General features: G+C 71.0%; 18 protein-coding genes. 3 read left to right on the forward strand and 15 right to left on the reverse strand.

Going from position 1 to position 18,093, the window contains the following annotated elements; translation table 11 throughout:
- Nucleotides 1–84 precede the first annotated feature (84 nt).
- From ACFVKT_RS15635 to ACFVKT_RS15680, 10 genes are all read right to left on the reverse strand, one after another.
- Nucleotides 85–351 (reverse strand): acyl carrier protein, encoded by a 267-nt coding sequence (locus tag ACFVKT_RS15635; protein ID WP_385731606.1) that lies wholly within the window; start codon nucleotides 349–351, stop codon nucleotides 85–87.
- On the reverse strand, nucleotides 348–1,328 hold the full coding sequence (locus ACFVKT_RS15640) for a 3-oxoacyl-ACP synthase III family protein (protein ID WP_385731608.1): 981 nt from the start codon (nucleotides 1,326–1,328) through the stop codon (nucleotides 348–350). Before ACFVKT_RS15640 ends, ACFVKT_RS15635 begins: the two co-directional genes overlap by 4 nt.
- Nucleotides 1,328–2,152, reverse strand: coding sequence for a class I SAM-dependent methyltransferase (locus ACFVKT_RS15645; RefSeq protein WP_385731610.1), 825 nt, complete (start codon nucleotides 2,150–2,152; stop codon nucleotides 1,328–1,330). Before ACFVKT_RS15645 ends, ACFVKT_RS15640 begins: the two co-directional genes overlap by 1 nt.
- Before the next feature lie 21 nt (nucleotides 2,153–2,173).
- Entirely contained in the window at nucleotides 2,174–2,407 is a 234-nt protein-coding gene (locus ACFVKT_RS15650) for an acyl carrier protein (RefSeq protein ID WP_365429316.1), read from the reverse strand.
- 15 nt (nucleotides 2,408–2,422) lie between these two features.
- Nucleotides 2,423–2,896, reverse strand: coding sequence for a holo-ACP synthase (locus ACFVKT_RS15655; protein WP_385731612.1), 474 nt, complete (start codon nucleotides 2,894–2,896; stop codon nucleotides 2,423–2,425).
- A complete protein-coding gene (locus ACFVKT_RS15660; RefSeq protein ID WP_385731614.1) occupies nucleotides 2,893–3,777 on the reverse strand; it encodes a hypothetical protein in 885 nt (294 codons plus the stop codon). Before ACFVKT_RS15660 ends, ACFVKT_RS15655 begins: the two co-directional genes overlap by 4 nt.
- On the reverse strand, nucleotides 3,774–4,658 hold the full coding sequence (locus ACFVKT_RS15665; RefSeq protein WP_385731616.1) for a diiron oxygenase: 885 nt from the start codon (nucleotides 4,656–4,658) through the stop codon (nucleotides 3,774–3,776). The genes ACFVKT_RS15660 and ACFVKT_RS15665 overlap by 4 nt, the downstream gene beginning before the upstream one ends.
- A gap of 99 nt (nucleotides 4,659–4,757) precedes the next feature.
- On the reverse strand, nucleotides 4,758–5,408 hold the full coding sequence (locus tag ACFVKT_RS15670; protein ID WP_385731618.1) for a pyridoxamine 5'-phosphate oxidase family protein: 651 nt from the start codon (nucleotides 5,406–5,408) through the stop codon (nucleotides 4,758–4,760).
- A gap of 380 nt (nucleotides 5,409–5,788) precedes the next feature.
- A complete protein-coding gene (locus ACFVKT_RS15675) occupies nucleotides 5,789–6,817 on the reverse strand; it encodes a LuxR C-terminal-related transcriptional regulator (RefSeq protein ID WP_385731620.1) in 1,029 nt (342 codons plus the stop codon).
- A gap of 448 nt (nucleotides 6,818–7,265) precedes the next feature.
- Nucleotides 7,266–11,615 (reverse strand): BTAD domain-containing putative transcriptional regulator, encoded by a 4,350-nt coding sequence (locus ACFVKT_RS15680; protein WP_385731622.1) that lies wholly within the window; start codon nucleotides 11,613–11,615, stop codon nucleotides 7,266–7,268.
- Between ACFVKT_RS15680 and ACFVKT_RS15685 the strand changes: the two genes are divergently transcribed.
- Nucleotides 11,614–12,189, forward strand: coding sequence for an ALF repeat-containing protein (locus tag ACFVKT_RS15685; protein WP_385731624.1), 576 nt, complete (start codon nucleotides 11,614–11,616; stop codon nucleotides 12,187–12,189). The genes ACFVKT_RS15680 and ACFVKT_RS15685 overlap by 2 nt on opposite strands.
- 127 nt (nucleotides 12,190–12,316) lie before the next feature.
- A complete protein-coding gene (locus tag ACFVKT_RS15690; RefSeq protein WP_385731626.1) occupies nucleotides 12,317–12,874 on the forward strand; it encodes a glycoside hydrolase family 25 protein in 558 nt (185 codons plus the stop codon).
- Between the two features lie 27 nt (nucleotides 12,875–12,901).
- On the opposite strand, the gene ACFVKT_RS15695 is transcribed toward ACFVKT_RS15690, so the two are convergent.
- The 3 genes from ACFVKT_RS15695 to ACFVKT_RS15705 form a co-directional block, all read right to left on the reverse strand.
- The gene (locus tag ACFVKT_RS15695) at nucleotides 12,902–13,564 is read right to left on the reverse strand and encodes an NADPH-dependent F420 reductase (RefSeq protein ID WP_385731628.1); all 663 of its coding nucleotides are present in this window, start codon (nucleotides 13,562–13,564) and stop codon (nucleotides 12,902–12,904) included.
- A 157-nt stretch (nucleotides 13,565–13,721) separates the two neighbouring features.
- Entirely contained in the window at nucleotides 13,722–13,934 is a 213-nt protein-coding gene (locus ACFVKT_RS15700) for an EF-hand domain-containing protein (protein ID WP_385731630.1), read from the reverse strand.
- 48 nt (nucleotides 13,935–13,982) lie between these two features.
- A complete protein-coding gene (locus ACFVKT_RS15705) occupies nucleotides 13,983–14,897 on the reverse strand; it encodes a MerR family transcriptional regulator (protein WP_385731632.1) in 915 nt (304 codons plus the stop codon).
- A 57-nt stretch (nucleotides 14,898–14,954) separates the two neighbouring features.
- Between ACFVKT_RS15705 and ACFVKT_RS15710 the strand changes: the two genes are divergently transcribed.
- Complete coding sequence (locus ACFVKT_RS15710) at nucleotides 14,955–15,593, forward strand: GNAT family N-acetyltransferase (protein WP_385731634.1); 639 nt, start codon at nucleotides 14,955–14,957, stop codon at nucleotides 15,591–15,593.
- A 177-nt stretch (nucleotides 15,594–15,770) separates the two neighbouring features.
- On the opposite strand, the gene ACFVKT_RS15715 is transcribed toward ACFVKT_RS15710, so the two are convergent.
- On the reverse strand, nucleotides 15,771–16,955 hold the full coding sequence (locus ACFVKT_RS15715; protein WP_385731635.1) for a YncE family protein: 1,185 nt from the start codon (nucleotides 16,953–16,955) through the stop codon (nucleotides 15,771–15,773).
- Nucleotides 16,955–17,788, reverse strand: coding sequence for a polysaccharide deacetylase family protein (locus ACFVKT_RS15720; RefSeq protein WP_385732121.1), 834 nt, complete (start codon nucleotides 17,786–17,788; stop codon nucleotides 16,955–16,957). Before ACFVKT_RS15720 ends, ACFVKT_RS15715 begins: the two co-directional genes overlap by 1 nt.
- Nucleotides 17,789–18,093: the final 305 nt, after the last annotated feature.

Raw genomic sequence — 18,093 nt, forward strand, 5'->3', positions numbered from 1 at the left:
TTCATGACGTCTCCTCTTCTGCGGCCCGGACTGCGAGCCCGCTCATGACGTCTCCTTCGTCTTCGCCGAGCACGGCGAGCCCGCTCATGACGGCCCCTCTTCCTCGCGGAGCGCGGCCTCGACGTAGTCCGCGAAGGACCCCATCGTCCGCAGATGGTCGATGTCGAGCTCCTCCGGATCGACCGAGATCCCGGTCGCCTCCTCGACGGTCATCAGCAACCCCAGCACGGCGAGGGAGGTGAGCTGCAGTTCGTCGAAGAGTGCGGTCTCCTCCTTGAGCCCGGTGATCGGCCGCTCCAGGACCTCGCTGAGCGCCTTCTCGATGGTGACCAGCAGTTCCTGACGGTTCATCCGGCATCACCCGCCGCCGCACGGTGGGTGATCACCATCGCGCCGAAGGTGGCGCCGAGACCGACGGAGACCAGCAGGTAGTGCGCGCCGTCCACCAGGCGGCCGGCGTCGCGCAGGGTCGTGTAGTTGACGAAGACGTCGGAGGCGAAAGTGTGGCTGTAGCGCGGGACGTTGTCCAGGAAGACCTTCTCCGGCGCCACCTCCAGCTCCTTGATGGTCTGCCGCCAGGCCAGCTTGTTGACGTTGTGCGGGATCACCAGGTCGACCTCGTCGAGCGTCAACCCGGCCTCTGTCAGGGCCTGGTGGATGACCTCGGCGATCCTGCTGCCGTACTGCTCCCCGAACTCGGTGTTCTGCTCGGGGGTCAGCTCCAGCCACTGGGCGTACTCGCCGAGCGTCCGGGTGGCGAAGGACCTGACCACGTCGCCGTCACCGTCCAGGGTGATCAGGCAGGACGCCGAGGCGTCGGCCATGATCGCGGTGTTGGGCACGTGCTGGACGATCGGCGAGTACGCCCGCTCTCCGGTGACCATCAGGGCGTACGAGCCCTCGGCACCCTCCGCGCGGAGCAGTTCGCCGAGTACTTCGATGGCGCCCAGGCTGCTGACGCAGGCCTGGTGGCTGAGGCCGAACGCCTCGGTGCGGGTGAGACCGAGGTCGTCGCGGACCACCTGGGCGATGTCCACGTCGGCCGGGGCCACCGCCTGGGTGGTGTGGGCGTAGGCCAGGTAGTCGACCTGGCCGCCCTCAGGCAGGGTGGCCAGGGCCTCGCGGGCGGCGGGCCGCAGCAGGTCGAGCAGCGAGAGCTCGGGGTCGAAGCGGAGCGTGTCCAGGCCGTAGAACTTGCGGAACACGCCGAGTTCGGCCCGGCGCAGGCCAAGAAGCTCGCCCAGCTCCTCGATCCGCACGCTCCGCTCGGGCAGGTACGACTCGATCCGCTCCAGGGTGATCCGGCGTTCGGCGGTCGGACTGCTCATCAGGACGTCGCTATCTCGGCGCGGATCAGCCACAGCCGGTTGGCGCCACGGCGGTTCCTCGGCTGAACCTCGTACGGCCAGCGGCCCTCACCGGCGCCTGGCTGGCCGGGCTCGCGCAGGTCGGTGGTCTTCCAGCCGTTCGCCGTCAGGAACTCCTCGGGCTCGTCGGAGCCGAAGATCCACGGTGTGCCGTCGGCGGCGAGGGTGTCCAGGAATGCCTTCGAGAACGGGCTGCGCAGCAGGGCGCGTCCCAGGATGTCGAAGGCCAGGTGGCTGCCGGGGGCCGAGGCGGAGGCGAGCAGGCGCAGTAGTCCGGCGGCCTGCTCCTCGGTGAGGAAGAAGGTGAGCGCCTCGGCCACCCACAGGGTCGGGCGTTCGCGGTCGAAGCCCGCTGCCTCCAGGAAGGGCAGCCAGTCCTGGGTGAGGTCGGCGGAAACCTCGCGCCGGTCGACGCGCGGCTCGGCCCCGAGCGCATCCAGCCGGCGGCGCTTCTCGGCGATCAGCAGGGCGTGGTCGACCTCGTAGACCTCGGTGCCGTCCGGCCAGTCGAGCCGGAACGCCCGGGTGTCCATGCCCGCCGCTATCAGCACCACCTGCTGGATCCCGCTCTCGGCGAGGACGTCCCGGATGGCATCGTCAAGGAACCTGGTCCTGATGGAGATGAACGGCAGCAGGCCGCCGCCGGCGTAGCGCTCGATCAGCTCGAAGCCCCTGGGCGCGGCCAGTTCGCGGGCGAGCGGGTCGACGAACAGCGCGTCCTCCCGCTCGGACTCCTGGGCGCGGGCCGCGGCCATCCACTGTGCGGTGTACGAGACTGCATCCATGGTGAAGATCCCCCCTCGGGATCAGGCGAAGAACGCCTTCTCGATGGTCGCCAGGGTCTGGAAGTCCTCGATGTCGATGTTGTCGAAGTCGACCTCGATGCCTGCGGCGTCCTCGATGGTGTAGACGAGTTCGACGAAGGCGAGCGAGTCGACCAGCCGGCTCTCGATGAGGTCGACGTCGGCGGCGAGCTCGGTGCGTTCGGGGTGACGGCCGAGGATCCAGTCCCGGACCTTGTCGATACCTGCGGCGCTCACGGCATTCCCTTCGGATCAGAGGTGGTGATCGAGCGAGGCGGTGGGGTCGAGCGAGGCGGAGTGATTCGGCGAGCTGGTGTGGTCGGGCAAGCTGGTGTGGTCGAGCGAGCTGGTGGCGGCCGCGACGGCGATCGCGAAGTCACCGTCGTGGCTGATGCTGACGTCGATCGGGCCGAGACCGGCGTCGCGTGCCAACTCGGCGACTCCACCGGAGAGTCGGACCCCGGGCCGGCCGCCGGGACCGCGCAGGACCTCGATGCCCTGCCAGGGCACCGGCCTTCCGACGGCGCCGAGAAGTTTGAAGACGGCCTCCTTGGCGGCCAGCCGTCCGGCGATCCCGGCCTGGTCGGGTGCGCCGTCCGGCGTCCGGGACACGGTCAGTTCCTCGGCGGAGAGGAACCGGCTGAGCACCGGCCCGATGCCGGGGTCCAGCAGCTCGCGGACCCGGGAGAGCGGCACGAGGTCGACGCCGATCCGCGGCTGCGTCACGGCACTTCGGCGGCAGCGGCGCGTACGGCGGCCTGCGCGGCGTCGAGATCTTCGTCGAAGTGCTCGGTCAGGACGGCGAGCCAGCGCTCAAGACCGAAGGCCACACAGGATGTGTAGGCATGCTCGCCGGACGCCAGCCGGATACCGCACCGCTCGCCGAAGAAGTTGCGGTGGGTGTTGACCGAGGCGATCGCCAACTCCCCGTACTGGAACTCGTACTTGACCGGGCTGAGCTTCTGCAGCAGCGCGCGGCCGTTGTCGTTGCGGAAGAACGGGTCGCCGGCCGGTACCTTGCCGAGGCCGATCCCGAGCCCGGCGGCGAAGGACTGGATCCGCTCGGTGAAGCCGGCCAGCACCTGCTGGGTGTGCTCGTAGGAGCCGAGTGCGACGATCTCGCGCATCTGGAAGCTGGCGAGGCGGCGCAGCCCGTCGTAGTGGTCCTCGTTCCGGAAGCAGCGGTTGACCAGGGTCACCAGGGTGTCGTCGGCGACCTGGCCGCCCTCGTGGAAGAGGTACGCGCCATAGCAGGTGGCGTGCGGCAGTCCGTATCGTGCCTCGGTCACCGCGCCGGGGCCGAACCGGCCCTCCACCGGCTTGAACTGATCGCCCGTCAGGTCCAGTGAACCGGCCACCCAGGCGAGGTGCGGGAAGTTGGTGTAGACGTCGAACTTCTCCAGGTCTGTCACCGGGAAGAGCGGTGGGGCGCTGATCTCCTCGGCGCCGGCCGCGAGGCCCCAGTCGGTGAAGACCCGGTCGAGCTCCCTGACGAGCCGGGTGGCCTGCGGCCCGAGGATGGCCAGTGCGGGTGAACCGTCGCTTCCGGTGAGGCGGTTCGTCGTTGCGAGATTCGCCGTAGGGCGGTTCGTCGTCGGGCGGCTCATCGGATGAGTCCCGTCCTCTCGAGGAACTTGGCGGTCTTGCGGAAGGTGCGCAGCTCGGCCGCGGCCCGGGCCGGCGAGTCCAGCAGGGCGCGGCGCAGCTCGTGCGGGCGCTCCAGGCCGGCGTCGCGGTAGACCTGCGGGTTGTAGAGGGAGTCGAAGCTGTGCTTCAGGTACCGGCGCAGGTAGGTGGAGATGTCGGCAAGCTCCTGCTCGGTGGCGGTCTCCTTCAGGTCCTGGTACAGCAGGTCGACCAGTTCGCGGCCGAAGGCGATGTGCCGGGACTCGTCCTGGTGGTGGATCCGGTTGATGCCGCGGATCGTCTCGTGCAGCCGCTCGTCCTCGCCCATCTGCGAGTTGAAGTGGTCGACCAGCTCCTCGAAGATCAGGATGCGGGCGAACACCAGCAGGCTCTGGATCTTGGCCGCGGAACCGGACGCACCCGGGCCCGTCGTCTCCGCACCGGCCGGCTGCCGGTAGATCTTCTTGCCGTAACGGAGGCAGAATTCGGCGAAGAACCACATGTGCTCATTCTCCTCACCGATGAAATGGTGGAAGAATTCCGACGGTGTTTCAAAACCGGCGGTGTGGATCCGGCCGACCACCTCGATGAGCAGCTCCCGGATACCGTGCACATTCAGGCTGTAGAAATTGATGCTCTCATGTTTGGAAAGCGTGTGGAGCTGTTGCGGAGTGAGCTTCTCGGCCCATTCCGTCCCGTACGTGGTGGTGAGCTCGGGGCTCATCCACCACATATCCTCGGGGAGTTGATCCGGCCACTCGAAGAGCCGGTACGGGTTGTAGTAGTCGTCGATCGCTTTGCTGGCGAGTCGGTCCAGGATTCCCCGGAACCGGTCGTTTCGGTCGATTACATCGCTGACCATCGCGCGATGTCTCCGTTCGCTTCGGGGTCTCTTTGCGGTTCCCACAGTAGGGATTCCCGCACAGGTTTCTCAACGCCCGAAACCGGCTGCCGAATTCGGTCAGTGCGCAGCCCTGCCGGATGCTTCGTGGCGCGCAGCGAGTTCCGCGCGCAGGGCGGCGTTCTCCTGCTCCAGCCGCGCCATGCGGTCGCGGACCGGGGCCAGGGCGTCGTCGACTTCGCGTTGGCTGAAGCGGGGGGTGATGTGGTTGGGGCAGTTCCAGGCGTACGCCTCGACCTGGATGGTGATGAGGTGTTCGACCGTGCCCTCGCTGCGGGGCGAGTTCAGCCGCTCGGCGAGCGCGGGGTCGTCGCCGGCCGGCACGGCGGTCGCGTGGCCGAACACCTTGAGGCGGGTCTGGCGGGCGTGGTCGATGAAGAAGAGCGCGACCCGGTCGTCGCCGCGCAGGTTGCCGGTGGTGATGTACTGACGGTTGCCCCGGACGGACAGATAGCCGAGGGTGCGCTCGTCCAGGACGTGCACGAAGCCCGCCGGGCCGCCCCGGAACTGGATGTACGGCCAGCCGGTCTCGCTCACACTGGCGAACAGGAAGCCGTCGAGGCCGCCGATGAAGTCGGCCTCGGCGCCGGTGAGCGGATCGGCCCCCTCGCTCGGCGCCCGCAGTTGGCGGTCGGCCGCCGTGGCACTGCCCATCTCTTGCTGGACCTCGCGCACCGCGGAGGTGTACGCGAGGTGGACGAAACGGCTCATGCGGGGCTCCCCACGGGTTGGTGGAGGCGGCTCATCGGGCGCTCCCCACGGTTTGGTTGAAGCGGCTCATCAGGCGCTCCCCACGAGTTGGTTGAAGCAGCCCATTGGACGCTCCCCCACGGGTGGGTCGAAGCGGCTCATCAGACGCTCCCCACGCGTTGGTTGACGCGGCCCATTGGACGCTCCCCCACAGGTGGGCCGAAGCGGCTCATCAGACGCTCCCCACGCGTTGGTTGACGCGGCCCATTGGACGCTTCCCAAGGGTTGGTCGAAGCAGCCCATTGGACGCTCCCCTCGGGCTGGCCGAACCGGCTCATGCGCGCGAACCGCGAGTGGCCGGACAGGCTCATGCGCGCGACCCGTTAGTTGGTCGGACCGGCTCATGCGGCGCTCCTCAGGGCAAGGTCGACCAGGCCGGTGCGGGCGGCCAGTACGCCGGCCTGGAAGCGGCTGGTGGCCGACAGGTCCTGCATGATCGTGGCCACATGGCGGCGGAAGGTCCGCTCGGACATGCCGACCCGCCGTGCGATCACCTCGTCCTTGGCCCCGGAGGCCAGCAGGTCGAGCAGGGTCGCCTTCAGGTCCTCCAGGGTCCCGGCATAACCGGCCGCGCCGGAGTCGACGTCGAACGCCGACTCCCAGACCCGGGCGTGCAGCCCGGCCAGGAAGGCGGCGACCGCCTCCTCGTAGACGACGGCGATCGCCTCGCCCTCACCGGCCGGGATGAAAGCTGTCTTCCGGTCGAAGACCAGGAAGCGGTCGCGCACCTCCTTGGTGGTGCGCACCTGCCCACCGGCCGGCAGGAGTTCACCGATGTGCGCGCGGGTGTCGGAGTCGCCGCGGGCGGTGTGGGGGTAGAGGATCCGCCCCCGGGCGCCGCGCCGCAGCGCCTCAAGCACCAGTGGACGGGCCAGCCGCAGCTCGCGGGTCTCGTGGGCCACACAGGGCTGCATCACCAGGACCTCGGTGGTGCAGCCCTGTGCGGCCTCCAGCAGCCGTAGTTCGATCTCCTGCCGGTCGTCGGTGATCACCACCGGCTCGGCGCGGGTCCTGGCCTGCTTCTGGAACGCGGCCACGAAGGAGCTCAACTGCCCCTTGAATCCGGCGAGTCGGCGACGACTGTCGAAGATCTCCCGTTCCAGGGGGACCAGCAGTTCCACCTGGGCGACCTCCGGGCTGACCGCGACCAGCCGGTCCGTGCCGCCGTCCGCCGGCTTGACCAGGCGCAGTTCGCGCAGCACGTCGACCGCCTGGTCGGCGCGCCGCTGCGGGACGCCGAGCTCCTCGGCGATCCCGGACGGGCTGAAGTCCGCACGTCCGATGGTGCGTTCGTAGAAGGTGACGACGAACTCGTCCACCTCGGCGGACCGTTGGGCTTCCTGACCTGAGGTCTGTGCCGCGGATTCCATCGTCACCTCACTCTGAGCGCGTGGATGATGTTGGCGGGACCGAAGGAGAGGGGCCCGGAACGCCCCGCACGGTCGGCGGCGAACGGCACCGTGAGCTGTTGCAACGTGTCACCTCATGAATCGGCACGGGGAACGGCCTTGCGGTGCGACCAGCCTACGGAGGCGGCCTGGTCGGGCCCCTACAGCCGGACCAGAGGGCGGGGAGGCCACCGGGATGCCTATCCCGGCCGAACGCACCGGCGCTGACCTGTGGTTCTGCCGGTCGCCGCCGATCCGCCCACTGGAACCGGCAGAACTGGTGCAATTGCCGGAGCAGTTGTCGTGCCGCCCGGTCGGGTCGGGGGCACGACAAAGCTCGAGTTCATCCGTGCGCGGGCAAGGTACCTCGAGCCCACGGCCTTCGAGCGTCCCGAACCTCCGCCTCGCGCGCGCACGACTGCCCGCGGGCTCAGGTGGAGCGGCAGGCTCTCGTCGAGCTCCCGGATCGCGTCCCCGGGACGTCCCGGCGTACGGTCGTCGCTCCCCAGGCCGGTGGGCGAGTTCGTTTCCCACCAGCCGAGTTGAGGTCGCGGAAGAGCTGGGCCACGTGGGAGAAGTGCTCGGCGGCCTCGTTCAGCCGGCCGAGCTTCCAGCAGATCAGCCCCAGGTTGGTGACATCGGCGGCGGTCTCCGAACCGTTGCCGCGCCGGGTGAGTTCACGAGCCTGGGAGAGGTGGTCGTAAGCAGACCGCATCGCGCCGTTCTTCTGGTGCGCCGCGGCGATGCGACGCAGCGCCAGTACCTGCCCGTCGAGCCAGCCGGCCTGCCGCGCGAGCTCCAGCGCACTGCCGAACAGCTCAAGGGCCTCCGCGTTGTTCGCCAGCGCCCAGTGGCATTCGGCGCGGCGCAACTGAGCGGCGGCCTGGGCCTCCGGCTCGCCGTCGGCAACGGCGGCGAACAGGCCGGCGGTCGCGACCTTGAGGCAGTCGCCGGTGTACTTCCCCACCGAGAGATGGCCGTGCAGGGTCTCCGCCAGCCGCCAGGCGACGGTGGTGAAGCCCGCGCCGGACGCCTGGAGGACCGCGCCGACCAGGTTCTCCCGCTCGCTGTCCAGCCACTCCGAGGCCTGGCCGTGGCCCGCGAGGACCAGCGCGGCCGAGGGCACCGTACCGGCGGACGGGGCCGCCGCGGGCTGCGGCCGGTGGAGCAGTCGGGCCGCTGCATCGGCGTGGTAGAGGTACCAGTCGAAGAGCCGCTGCCGGGCGGCGTACGCCTCCTGTCGGCTGACCAGCTCGCGGGCGTAGGAGCGCAACAGGTCGTGCGGCCCGAACCGGCCGGCCGCCCGTTCCTGCACCAGATCCGCGTCCGTCAGGCTCACCAGCAGTCGGGCTGCTTCGGCCGAGGTCGAGTCCGCCAGCGCCGCGGCGCCGTCCGCGGTGACGTCCGGGCCGGGCATCAGGCTGAGGAGCCGGAACATCCGCTGGGCCGCGGCCGGGAGCGCGCGGTAGGAGAGGCCGAGGGCGGCCCGCACCGGCGAGCGCCGGTCCCCTTCGATGTGCGGTCGGCCGAGCATGTCGTCACCCGCCAACTCGGCGCAGTACTCGGCGATTTCGGCCTTGCGGGTCAGCAGGTCGGCACCGGCGATCCGGATGGCCGACGGCAGGCCACCGCACAGCCGTACGAGTCTGCGGGCCGCCTCTTCCTCGGCCGCGACCCGGCTCTCGCCGACGATGCTGCCCAGCAGTTGGCGGGCCTCGTCCGGATCGAGCACGTCCAGCCGGAGCTGGTGGGCGCCGTCGCTCGCGACCAGCCCGGCGAGCTGGCTGCGACTGGTGATCACCACCGCGCAGCCCCGGGCGCCCGGGATGAGCGGCCTGACCTGCTCGGCGTCGCGCGCGTTGTCCAGCACGATCAGCATCCGCTTGTCGGCGAGCAGCGTGCGGTACAGCGCCGCGGCCTCGTCCTCGTCCGTGGGCAGTTGGTCGGGCGGAGCGCCCAGTGCCCGGAGGAACTGCGCCAGGACGTCACGGGGGCGCAGCGTCGGCAGCGGGGAGTGACCACGCAGGTCGACGAAGAGCTGCCCGTCCACGAAGTGCACGCGCCGCGCCTGCGCCCAGTGCGCGGCGAGCGCGGTCTTGCCGACGCCGGGCGCGCCCACCACGGCCACCACATGCGACCGGCGCGCCGGGTCGGACGAGACGAGGACGTCCAGCTCCCGCATCTGGCACCGCCGTCCGACGTAGAAGGCGGACCTGGCGGGGAGTTGGACGGGGTGGGGGCCGGGGGGCGCCGTGCGGGCGGTCGGCGCGGGGTGGACGGCCGGCTCCGTGGGGCCGGCCGACGCCATGCCGGCCGACGCCATGCCGGCCGACGCCATGCCGGCCGACGGCATGCCGGACGGCTCCATGCCGTCGGCCAGCTTCGTACGGGCGGCCGGCTTCGTCGGGGCGGCGGGCTCCGCACGGTCGACCAGCCTCACGCGGTCGACCAGCTCCGTCGGGACGGCACGTTCCGCGGGACCGGACGGCTCCAAGCCGTCGGCCAGCACCGTGCGGGCGGCCGGCATCGTCGGGGCGGCGGGCTCCGCACGGTCGACCAGCCTCACGCGGTCGACCAGCTCCGTCGGGACGGCACGCTCCGCAGGGCCGGACGGCTCCAAGCCGTCGGCCAGCACCGTACGGGCGGCCGGCATCGTCGGGGCGGCGGGCTCCACAGGGTCGACCGGCCTCACGCGGTCGACCAGCTCCATGGGGACAGCACGCTCCGCGGGACCGGACGGCTCCAAGCCGTCGGCCAGCACCGTACGGGCGGCCGGCATCGTCGGGGCAGCGGGCTCCACACGGTCGACCAGCCTCACGCCATCGACCAGCTCCATCGGGACGGCACGCTCCGCGGGACCGGACGGCTCCAAACCGTCGGCCAGCACCGCGCGGGCGGCCGGCATCGTCGGGGCAGCGGGCTCCACACGGTCGACCAGCCTCACGCCATCGACCAGCTCCATCGGGACGGCACGCTCCGCGGGACCGGACGGCTCCAAACCGTCGGCCAGCTTCGTACGGGCGGCGGGCATCATCGGGGCGGACGGCCCCCTGCGATCGACCGGCTCCATCGCGACCGCGCGCTCCGCGAGGCCGGACGGCTTCACGCCATCGACCGGCTCCGTCCGGTCGGCGGGCGCGGAGTGGCCGCCCTGAGCGGCATGACCGGCCGACGCGGGATAGCCGACCGATACGGGGTATCCGACCGGCGCGGAATAACTGGCCGGCGCAGAGTAGCCACCCTGCGCGGCGTGACCGGCCGACGCGGGATAGCCGCCCCGCGCCGGGTAGTCGGCCGACGCGTAGTAGTCGGCCGACGCAAGATGCTCGGGCCGCCCCGCACCAGGGAGTTGCTGGCGCAGCACCCGCAGGTGGGCGTCGCGGACCTCCGCGCTGGGTGCGATGCCCAGTTCCTCGTCGAGCCGGTCGCGCAGGCGGCTGAACACGTTGAGCGCGGCGGCCTGCTCCCCGCGGCTGGCGAGGGTGAGGATCAGCCGGGCGTGCAGACCCTCGTGCAGCGGCTCGGTGTTCACCATGTCCCACAGCACCGGGACGGCCTCCTCGGGCCGGCGCAGTAGCAACGCCGCGTCGGCGTGCAGCAGCACCGCCTTGACCCGCCGCTCGTTGGCCGCCACCGCGGCCGGATGCCGGCGGAGCACCGGTTCCGCGTCCGCGAGCACCGGCCCCCGCCACCACTGCAGGGCCTGCGTCAACGACTCGTACGCGGCCCCCGGGTCCGGCGCGCGGTGCACGCGCTTCGCCTGGGCCAGCAGTTCGTCGAAGTGGCCGAGGTCGATCTGGTTCCGTGAGGCCTGCAACAGGTAGCCGGTGGGCGTCCGGACGACGGTCGGCGGCGGGACGGTGCGCGGGCCGCCCGGATCAAGCAACTGGCGGACCTGGCTGACGTAGGTGTGGATCAGGCTCTGGTGGGAGCTGGGCGGCCCCGACGGCCAGAGGGTGTCGGCGATCTCCTGCTGGGGGGAGGGTTCGGGGTGTCTGAGCGCAAGCAGCCCGAGCAGGCGGCGCAGCATCGGGCTGGTGACCGGGACGGGGGTCCGGCCGCGCTGGAGGGAGAGCGGGCCGAGGATCAGCAGGCGCGGCCGGCCGACACCGCGCGGTGGCCCGGTGCGGGCGGCGGCCCGCAGTTCCGCAAGCTCGCCGCCCGTCAGCCCCAGCACGTCGGCCAGGCACCGGAGGGTGTGCGACTGGGGCCGCTGGACCCGGCCCCGCTCGATGTCGCGCAGCGCCCTGGTGCTGATCCCGGCCCGGGAGGCGGTCACCTCCTGGCTCAGCCCGGCCCGTCTGCGAAACGACCGGAGCCGTGCGCCCAACGGGCCCGGCTCGCACGCCGGACCCCCTCGGACAAGCCCCGCGACCGACGTCATCTCCGACATGGCATCCCCCTGGTCCGATGACCGCGACCCGTCGATGCTGACCGGCGGCGGCCTTACGATCGGTGCGCGGCCGACTCCGCGGAGGCTTCGGCCGACGCCAGTGTGGAATAGACCAATGCGCCAGGCAAGGGAGAGCCGCCTTGTGCCCCGGACCGGCGGCGTGCCTCGGAACTCCTTGGCCGGTCGCTCGGGCAGCCGTGCTCCGTCGTCCGCGGGCCGGAGCAGGTTCCGGTGCGCGGGGCGGGCCGGATTCGCGCCGGTGAGTTCGGTGAACTGCTCGTGAAAGATGCCGGTTCCGGGCCTGTGGAGCGGGGTAGTCCCCTGAAATGATCTCGTCGCTGACGAAGAACAGTCGGCGACTCTCGACCCATGGGGGGACAAGAACATGAGACTGACCCGTACGGCACTGGTCGTGGCCGCGAGCGCGCTGGCCCCGGCCCTGCTGCTCTCCACGCCGTCCTTCGCCACGGCCACCGCATCGGCGTCCGCACCCGTCACCTCGTCGGCCGCGACGGAACCGACCGACGAGGACAACGCTGTCGCGATAGCCAGAATCCTGGCCGATCCCGCCACCGGCCAGGCCGTGCGCAGGGAGGCCGGGAAGGCTCTCGACGGCACCGCCGCGGACAGGAGCTACTTCCTGCAGACCGGCCGCTGGATCGCTCAGGACGAGGACAACTCCGTCGCCATCGCCACGATCCTGGCCGACCCCGCCACCGGCAAGGCCGTACGCAGGGAAGCCGGGAAGGCTCTCGACGGCACCGCCGCGGACAGGACCTACTTCCTGGAGACCGGCCGTCGGCTCGCCCAGGCCGAGGACGATCGCGTGGCCGTCGCGGCGATCCTCGCCCGTCCCGGCATCAGCGACGCCCTGCGCGCGGCGGCGGAGCAGGCACTGGACGGCACCCCGGAGGAGTTGCGCTACTTCCTGGAGGTCGGGCAGTACGAGGTGGACGGCTGAGACCTCACCGCCGGGTTGGCGCCGTAGGGGCCGGCAGACCGGCGCGACGGTGTGAACAGGGGTGACGGGCCGCCCAGGGGGAACGCTGGAGTTGCCCCTCCAGTCCCCCACCGCCCGGAGGCCCCACATGCTGCGAGGCATCGACGTCAGCGCCTACCAGACGTCGGCGTACGACACCGACGGTCTCTCCTTCGTCTTCATCAAGGCGACGGAAGGCCGTTCGTACGTCAATCCCAAGCTCACCGCGCAGGTGAAGACGGCCCGCGACGCCGAATGCGTAGTCGGCTTCTACCACTTCCTGTGGCCCGGCAACATCACCGCCCAGGCCGAGTACTTCCTCAGCAAGGCCCCGGAGAAGGCGGGCGACCTCCTCGTCGTCGACTGGGAGACGACCGGCGACGGCACCCACGCGAGCAACGCCGAGAAGGACCGCTTCATCCGCAAGGTGAAGGAACTCCGCCCGAACCACCGGGTCCTGCTCTACTGCAACCGCAATTTCTGGCTCAACGTCGACAGCACCTCGTACGCGGGGGACGGCCTGTGGATCGCCGACTACGTGACGGCCGGCAAGCCCCGTATCAAGGCGAAGTGGCGCTTCCACCAGTACACCGACGATCCTCTGGACAAGAACGTCGCCGACTTCAGCACCAAGACGGCGCTACGGACTTGGGCCAAGGCCGGCTGACCTCCCCGTCCCCCCTCCCAGGCCCCGTCAGCCGCGGAAGTCCGCCTGGCGTTCCGGTGACGCGTCGGCCAGGGCCTTCGTGACCGCGGCGGTGTCCTCCGCGAGGCCATACACGGGGGTGCCGGGCTGCTGGCGCCAGGAGTCGTCGAGGCCGCCGGCGTCCACGGTGTCGAAGCCGAGTTCGTCGATGAGGGCGCGGACGACGCGCTTGGCGGTCTCGTCGTCGCCGGCGACCGGGAGGGCGATGCGGTCGGCGGCGCCCGCCGGGCGGGGGAGGTCCAGGAGGTTCTGGGCGTAGATGCCGTTGAAGGCCTTGATGACGGGGTGGCCGATCTGCTGGGCCGTCCAGCGGCTCTCGGTGAGGCCGTCGTCCTCGATGGCGGCGATCCTGCCGTCGCGCTGCTGCGGGTAGTAGTTCCCGGTGTCGATGACCGTGACCCCGTCCGCCGCCTCGTCGAGCAGACCGGACGGCAGGTCCGGCACCGCCTTCACGGGGATCGTGATCACGACGATCTCGGCTCCGCGCGCCGCGTCCTCGACCTTCACGGCTGTCGCGCCGGTCTCCTCCGCCAGGGCGGCGAGGGTCTCCGGGCCGCGGGAGTTCGCGACGGAGACGTCGTGGCCGAGGGTGGTGAGACGCCGGGTGAGGTTGCCGCCGATGTTGCCCGCGCCGATGATGCCGATCTTCATGAGACAGACCCTTCTGGGGTGGATGCTCCTGACACAGATCATCAACCGCAGGGGCCGGACCCGCTATTCCGCCGGCTACGGCGAACGAGTGGCCCGGCTCGGCAGCGCATGCAGGAGGGGCGCCCCCGCAACACGGCGACGCCCCTCTGCGCATGGCTCACTTGTTGAGGTGGGCCCAGAACTCCTCGAACGACAGGAGCTTGTCGCCGTTGAGGTCACGGCTGGCGATCACGGCCTCCGCGACCGTCTCGGTGACGTTCCAGTCCCCGCCCTGGGCGAGGGCCGTCTTGAACTCGGCAGCGGTGATGAACCCGTCCCCGTCCGTGTCGATCCGCTCGAAATGCTTGCGTGCTTCCTCGATGTCCGCCACCGGTCCGCCCCTTCGTAGTGCATTACCGCCATGTGTACGGAGGTCAGATTAACCGGCCGTCCGGGCGCGCAGTGCGGCGACCACCCAGGCGAACTCCTCACGGTGCGCGGACAGCGGCTCCGTACCCCGGACCAGCGCGTTCAGCTCCCGGAAGCGGGCCACTTCCAGCTGCGCGGCAGACTCCATGCGTTCCAGTACGACGGCCCGGTCGGCGTTGCCCAGCAGCGCGGCCAGCACCTCCTCGGCCTCGGGCGACTCGGGGGCGACGCCCCGTTCCCGTGCCTCGACGGCGAGCTGCACCAGTCGGCTCATGAACCACAGGGAGGTGCCGGCCCGCTCCATCGTCCCCCGGTCCGCCGCGTTGAACTCGATCATCTGCCGCATACGCGCGCGGAAGCCCAGGTCCTGCAACATTTCCGCCAGTTCGACCCAGGCGTCCACCTGCGCGGGCGTGGGGTCCTCGGGCAGCTCGGCGATGCCGAACCGCATCCGGGTACGGATGTCGGGGTCGGCGGTGTCGAGGCCCGCGAAGGTCTCCTCCATGAAGTCGTCGGTGATCCGCCGCCGTTCGGCGGCCGACAGCCGCGCCAGCTTGTTCATCAGGGTCATCTCCTCCGCGGTCGAGCCGCGTCGCGCCACGGTCGACAGCACCGCCCGGGTCACCTTCAGGGATCGGATCTGCGCGTCCAGTGCGGCGACGTGTGTGGCCGCGACCTCCGCGACCGTGGTCTCGCCCGCCAGGACACGGCGTACGTCGTTCAGTCCGAGGCCCAACTCCCGCAACGTACGGATGAGTTGGAGGCGGGCCACGGAGGCGGCGTCGTACAGCCGGTAGCCACCCGCCGAACGGGCCACCGGGGGCAGCGCGCCCTCGTCCGACCAGTAGCGGATGGTGCGCACCGACAGACCCGTGCTCCGGGCGAGCTCTCCGATGGTGAACAGTCCGGTGCCGTCTTCGATCATGTCTGGGAGTCTGGGCCTTCCAGTGGGTGGAGACTCAAGTGAGAGGGACGGGGCGTCGTGGCTGACACTCTGCGGGACATTCTGGACGCGGCGGCGCGGGGCGTCTTCCCGCCGGCCGACGGCGGCACGACCGTCGTACGCCAGCACTCCCACCGCGACGCCGGGGTCCTCGCCTTCACCGCGCACTCCGTCGTCTTCACCGACGAGGACGAGGAGTGGGTGCGCGACACCTTGGCCCGGACCGACTGTGACGCGCTCGCCGCGACGATGAACCCGCGGTTCCTCGCCGCGTTCATGGACCGGACGGCGCGCTCGAACGACACGATCGACCTGCTCGCCGTCGCCGCGCCGCTCCCGGGTGACCCGCCGCTCGCGCTGACCGAGGTCGCCGATCCCGAGCATCACCGGGTGGCCCGCGCCCTCAAGCACCGCGACGAGGTACGGGTCTGGGCCGCCGACGGTGGGGTGGTCATCCTGGGGCGCGGGGTCGCCGGGCGGCTGGAGGCCGCGGTGGAGGTGGACGAGGGCGCCCGGCATCGGGGGCTGGGGCGTGCGCTGGCCGCGGCGGCGCGACAACTCGGCGGGGGCGAGCCGGTGTGGGCCCAGTTGTCACCGGGGAACGCCCGCAGTCTGCGGGCGTTCCAGGCGGCCGGTTACGTCCCGGTGGGCGCGGAGGCGCTGCTCACCGCGCACTGAACCCAGCGCGGGATCACCGCGCACTGAACCCAGCGCGGGGCCACCGCGCACCGAACTCCAGCGCCGGACCACCGCACACCGAACCTCGGCCTCGGACCACCGCGCACCGAACCTCGGCCTCGGCCTCGGCCTCGGACCACCGCACACCGAACCTCGTACGACTGCCGCTTGGTCGGGTCAGCGGAAGATGCCGGTGTGGCCGAGCGAGTAGCGGCCCGGCTGCGGGTATACCGCGAGGCCGTGCGGGCCGCTGCCGACCGGGATGCGGGCGAGCTGGACGCCGGTGCGGGTGTCGATGGCGTACACCTCGGCGTTGTAACGCCCGGACAGCCAAAGGACCTTGCCGTCGGCCGAGACGCCGCCCATGTCGGGGCTGCCGCCGTCGGGCAGGTGCCACTTCTTGGTCAGCTTGTTCCGGGTGAAGTCGAAGACGGAGACGGAGCCCTCGCCGCGGTTGGAGATGTACATCTCGCGCGAGTCGCGGCTGACGTATAGGCCGTGGCAGCCCTTGCCGGTGGGCAGGAGGGTGGGCTCGGTGAACTTGTCGCCGTCCAGGACCCACATGCCGTGGGCCATCATGTCGGCGATGTAGAACTTCTTGCCGTCCGGCGAGATCTTGACGTCCTGCGGCATCGCGCCGTCGAAGGGGAGCTTTTGCTGCCCGATCACCTTCATCCTCTCGGTGTCGACCTTGAGCAGTTCGCCGCTGAACTCGCAGGAGACGATGAAGTAGCGCCCGTCGGCGGAGAAGTCGGCGTGGTTGACGCCGTAGCAGCCGACCGGTTCGGTCTTGATCCGCTTCATGGTGTGCGCGTCGCGGAAGACCAGTTCGCGGTCGAGGGAGGCCATGACGACGGAGTACTTGCCGTTCGGCGTGAAGTAGAGGTTGTACGGGTCGTGCACCTCGACCTCCTTGCCCACCTTCCCCGTCCTCGGGTCGATGGGGGTGAGCGTGTGGCCGCGGTTGTTGTTGACCCAGAGCGTCTTCATGTCCCAGGAGGGGACGACGTGTTGGGGCTGGCGGCCGACATGGAGGGTGTCGATGACCTTGTACGTCTTCGGGTCGATGACCGAGACGGTGTCGGACCCGGTGTTGGGGACGTAGACGCGGGACGGGAAGTCCTTGACCACCGGGGAGAGCTTGCCGGGGCGGTCGGCGGCGTAGACGTCCTTCGGGTCGAGCACGGGCGGCATGCCGGGCAGGCCCTGGGCGGCCGGCGGTTTCCTGGGCGGGACGGGCTCGGCGGCGCCCTTGGTGCCGAGGGCCTCGTTCGCGTGGTGCCTGGACTGGGTGCCGCAGGCGGCGAGGACGGCAAGGGCGGCGCCCGCGACCAGGACGCGCTTCGTAAGGTTCCGGTGCATCAGCTCAGCAACTCCGTGGTGGTGACCGCGCGAAAGCCGCGGCGGTTCAGGTCTTCGAGGACGGCGGGCAGCGCGGCGACGGTGTCCGCGTACCCGAAGTGCAGGCTCACCACGGATCCGTTGCGGATCTCGCCGGTGATCCTGCGAGTGACGGTGGCTGCGCCCGGCGAGGTGAAGTCGAGCGGGTCGACGTCGTAGGAGAGGACATGCGGGTAGCCCGCGCCGCGGGCGAGGCGTGCGACCAGCGGGGAGGCGTGGGCGGTACGGGACGGTCTGAACCAGGTGCCGATGGAGCCGGTCAGCCGGCGCAGCCGCTCCGCGCAGCCCCGGATCTCCGCGTCCGCCTCCGCCTCGGACAGCGCGTTGATGTCGAGGTGCCGGAGGGTGTGGTTGCCGAGGTCGTGGCCGCCGTCGAGGATGCGCCGCGCCATGTCGGGATGCTCGTCGAGCCAGCTCCCCACGGCGAGCACGGTGACATGGGCACCGCCCTTCTCGGCCTCGTCGAGGACCGCCCTGGCGATGGCGGGGTCGCCCTGGCCGTGGAAGGTGAGGGCGACTCGGGGGTGGGTGCGGGGGCCGTGGACGATCTCCACGGGCCGGCCGGGGAAGCGGCGGGGCGCGGGCGCGGCGGCCGGGAGTGCGCTGCGGGCCGGGGCGCCCGAGGGTGCACTGTGCGTGGGCGCAACTGGGGACGCGCTGCGAGTGCGATCGGTCGGGGATGCACCGCGAGTGCGCGTCGCTGCCGCCGGGTGCGCGACGGCCCCGGTCGCGGAGCATCCGGCGACGACCGCCCCGACGACTCCGACCGCCCCGGCAACCCCGACCGTCCCGATCGTCCCGGCCGCGAGTGCGAGGCCCGAACGCAGCACCACCCGCCGGTCCGGCGCCGCGCGTGCGGAGCTTGCTTCCGGGGGCTGCTGTGGAGGGTGATCGGGCGTGGTCACCCGCACTATTTAAGGCGAGTTGCAGGGAAAAGAGGCGATTGCACCTATTGGGGGGCGGGTCGCAGGGCGGGAGATGAGGGGCGTGCGGGGCGCGAGGGGCCTTTGGATCAGTCACCCACGTCTGCGATAGTCGGCGGTGCGACCTCCACCCATTGACCCGGGCCACGGTTGTCGCCGGTGTCGCGGTTCACACC

It is taken from the genome of Streptomyces sp. NPDC127595, assembly GCF_042671685.1.
Classification (GTDB): domain Bacteria; phylum Actinomycetota; class Actinomycetes; order Streptomycetales; family Streptomycetaceae; genus Streptomyces.

What these genes read in the sequence shown, in the direction of transcription:
- ACFVKT_RS15635 (WP_385731606.1), bottom strand. Translation starts at nt 351, where the DNA reads ATGAACCGTCAGGAACTGCTGGTCACCATCGAGAAGGCGCTCAGCGAG.
- ACFVKT_RS15640 (WP_385731608.1), bottom strand. Translation starts at nt 1,328, where the DNA reads ATGAGCAGTCCGACCGCCGAACGCCGGATCACCCTGGAGCGGATCGAG.
- ACFVKT_RS15645 (WP_385731610.1), bottom strand. Translation starts at nt 2,152, where the DNA reads ATGGATGCAGTCTCGTACACCGCACAGTGGATGGCCGCGGCCCGCGCC.
- ACFVKT_RS15660 (WP_385731614.1), bottom strand. Translation starts at nt 3,777, where the DNA reads ATGAGCCGCCCGACGACGAACCGCCCTACGGCGAATCTCGCAACGACG.
- ACFVKT_RS15665 (WP_385731616.1), bottom strand. Translation starts at nt 4,658, where the DNA reads ATGGTCAGCGATGTAATCGACCGAAACGACCGGTTCCGGGGAATCCTG.
- ACFVKT_RS15670 (WP_385731618.1), bottom strand. Translation starts at nt 5,408, where the DNA reads ATGAGCCGTTTCGTCCACCTCGCGTACACCTCCGCGGTGCGCGAGGTC.
- ACFVKT_RS15675 (WP_385731620.1), bottom strand. Translation starts at nt 6,817, where the DNA reads ATGGAATCCGCGGCACAGACCTCAGGTCAGGAAGCCCAACGGTCCGCC.
- ACFVKT_RS15685 (WP_385731624.1), top strand. Translation starts at nt 11,614, where the DNA reads ATGAGACTGACCCGTACGGCACTGGTCGTGGCCGCGAGCGCGCTGGCC.
- ACFVKT_RS15680 (WP_385731622.1), bottom strand. Translation starts at nt 11,615, where the DNA reads ATGTTCTTGTCCCCCCATGGGTCGAGAGTCGCCGACTGTTCTTCGTCA.
- ACFVKT_RS15690 (WP_385731626.1), top strand. Translation starts at nt 12,317, where the DNA reads ATGCTGCGAGGCATCGACGTCAGCGCCTACCAGACGTCGGCGTACGAC.
- ACFVKT_RS15695 (WP_385731628.1), bottom strand. Translation starts at nt 13,564, where the DNA reads ATGAAGATCGGCATCATCGGCGCGGGCAACATCGGCGGCAACCTCACC.
- ACFVKT_RS15705 (WP_385731632.1), bottom strand. Translation starts at nt 14,897, where the DNA reads ATGATCGAAGACGGCACCGGACTGTTCACCATCGGAGAGCTCGCCCGG.
- ACFVKT_RS15715 (WP_385731635.1), bottom strand. Translation starts at nt 16,955, where the DNA reads ATGCACCGGAACCTTACGAAGCGCGTCCTGGTCGCGGGCGCCGCCCTT.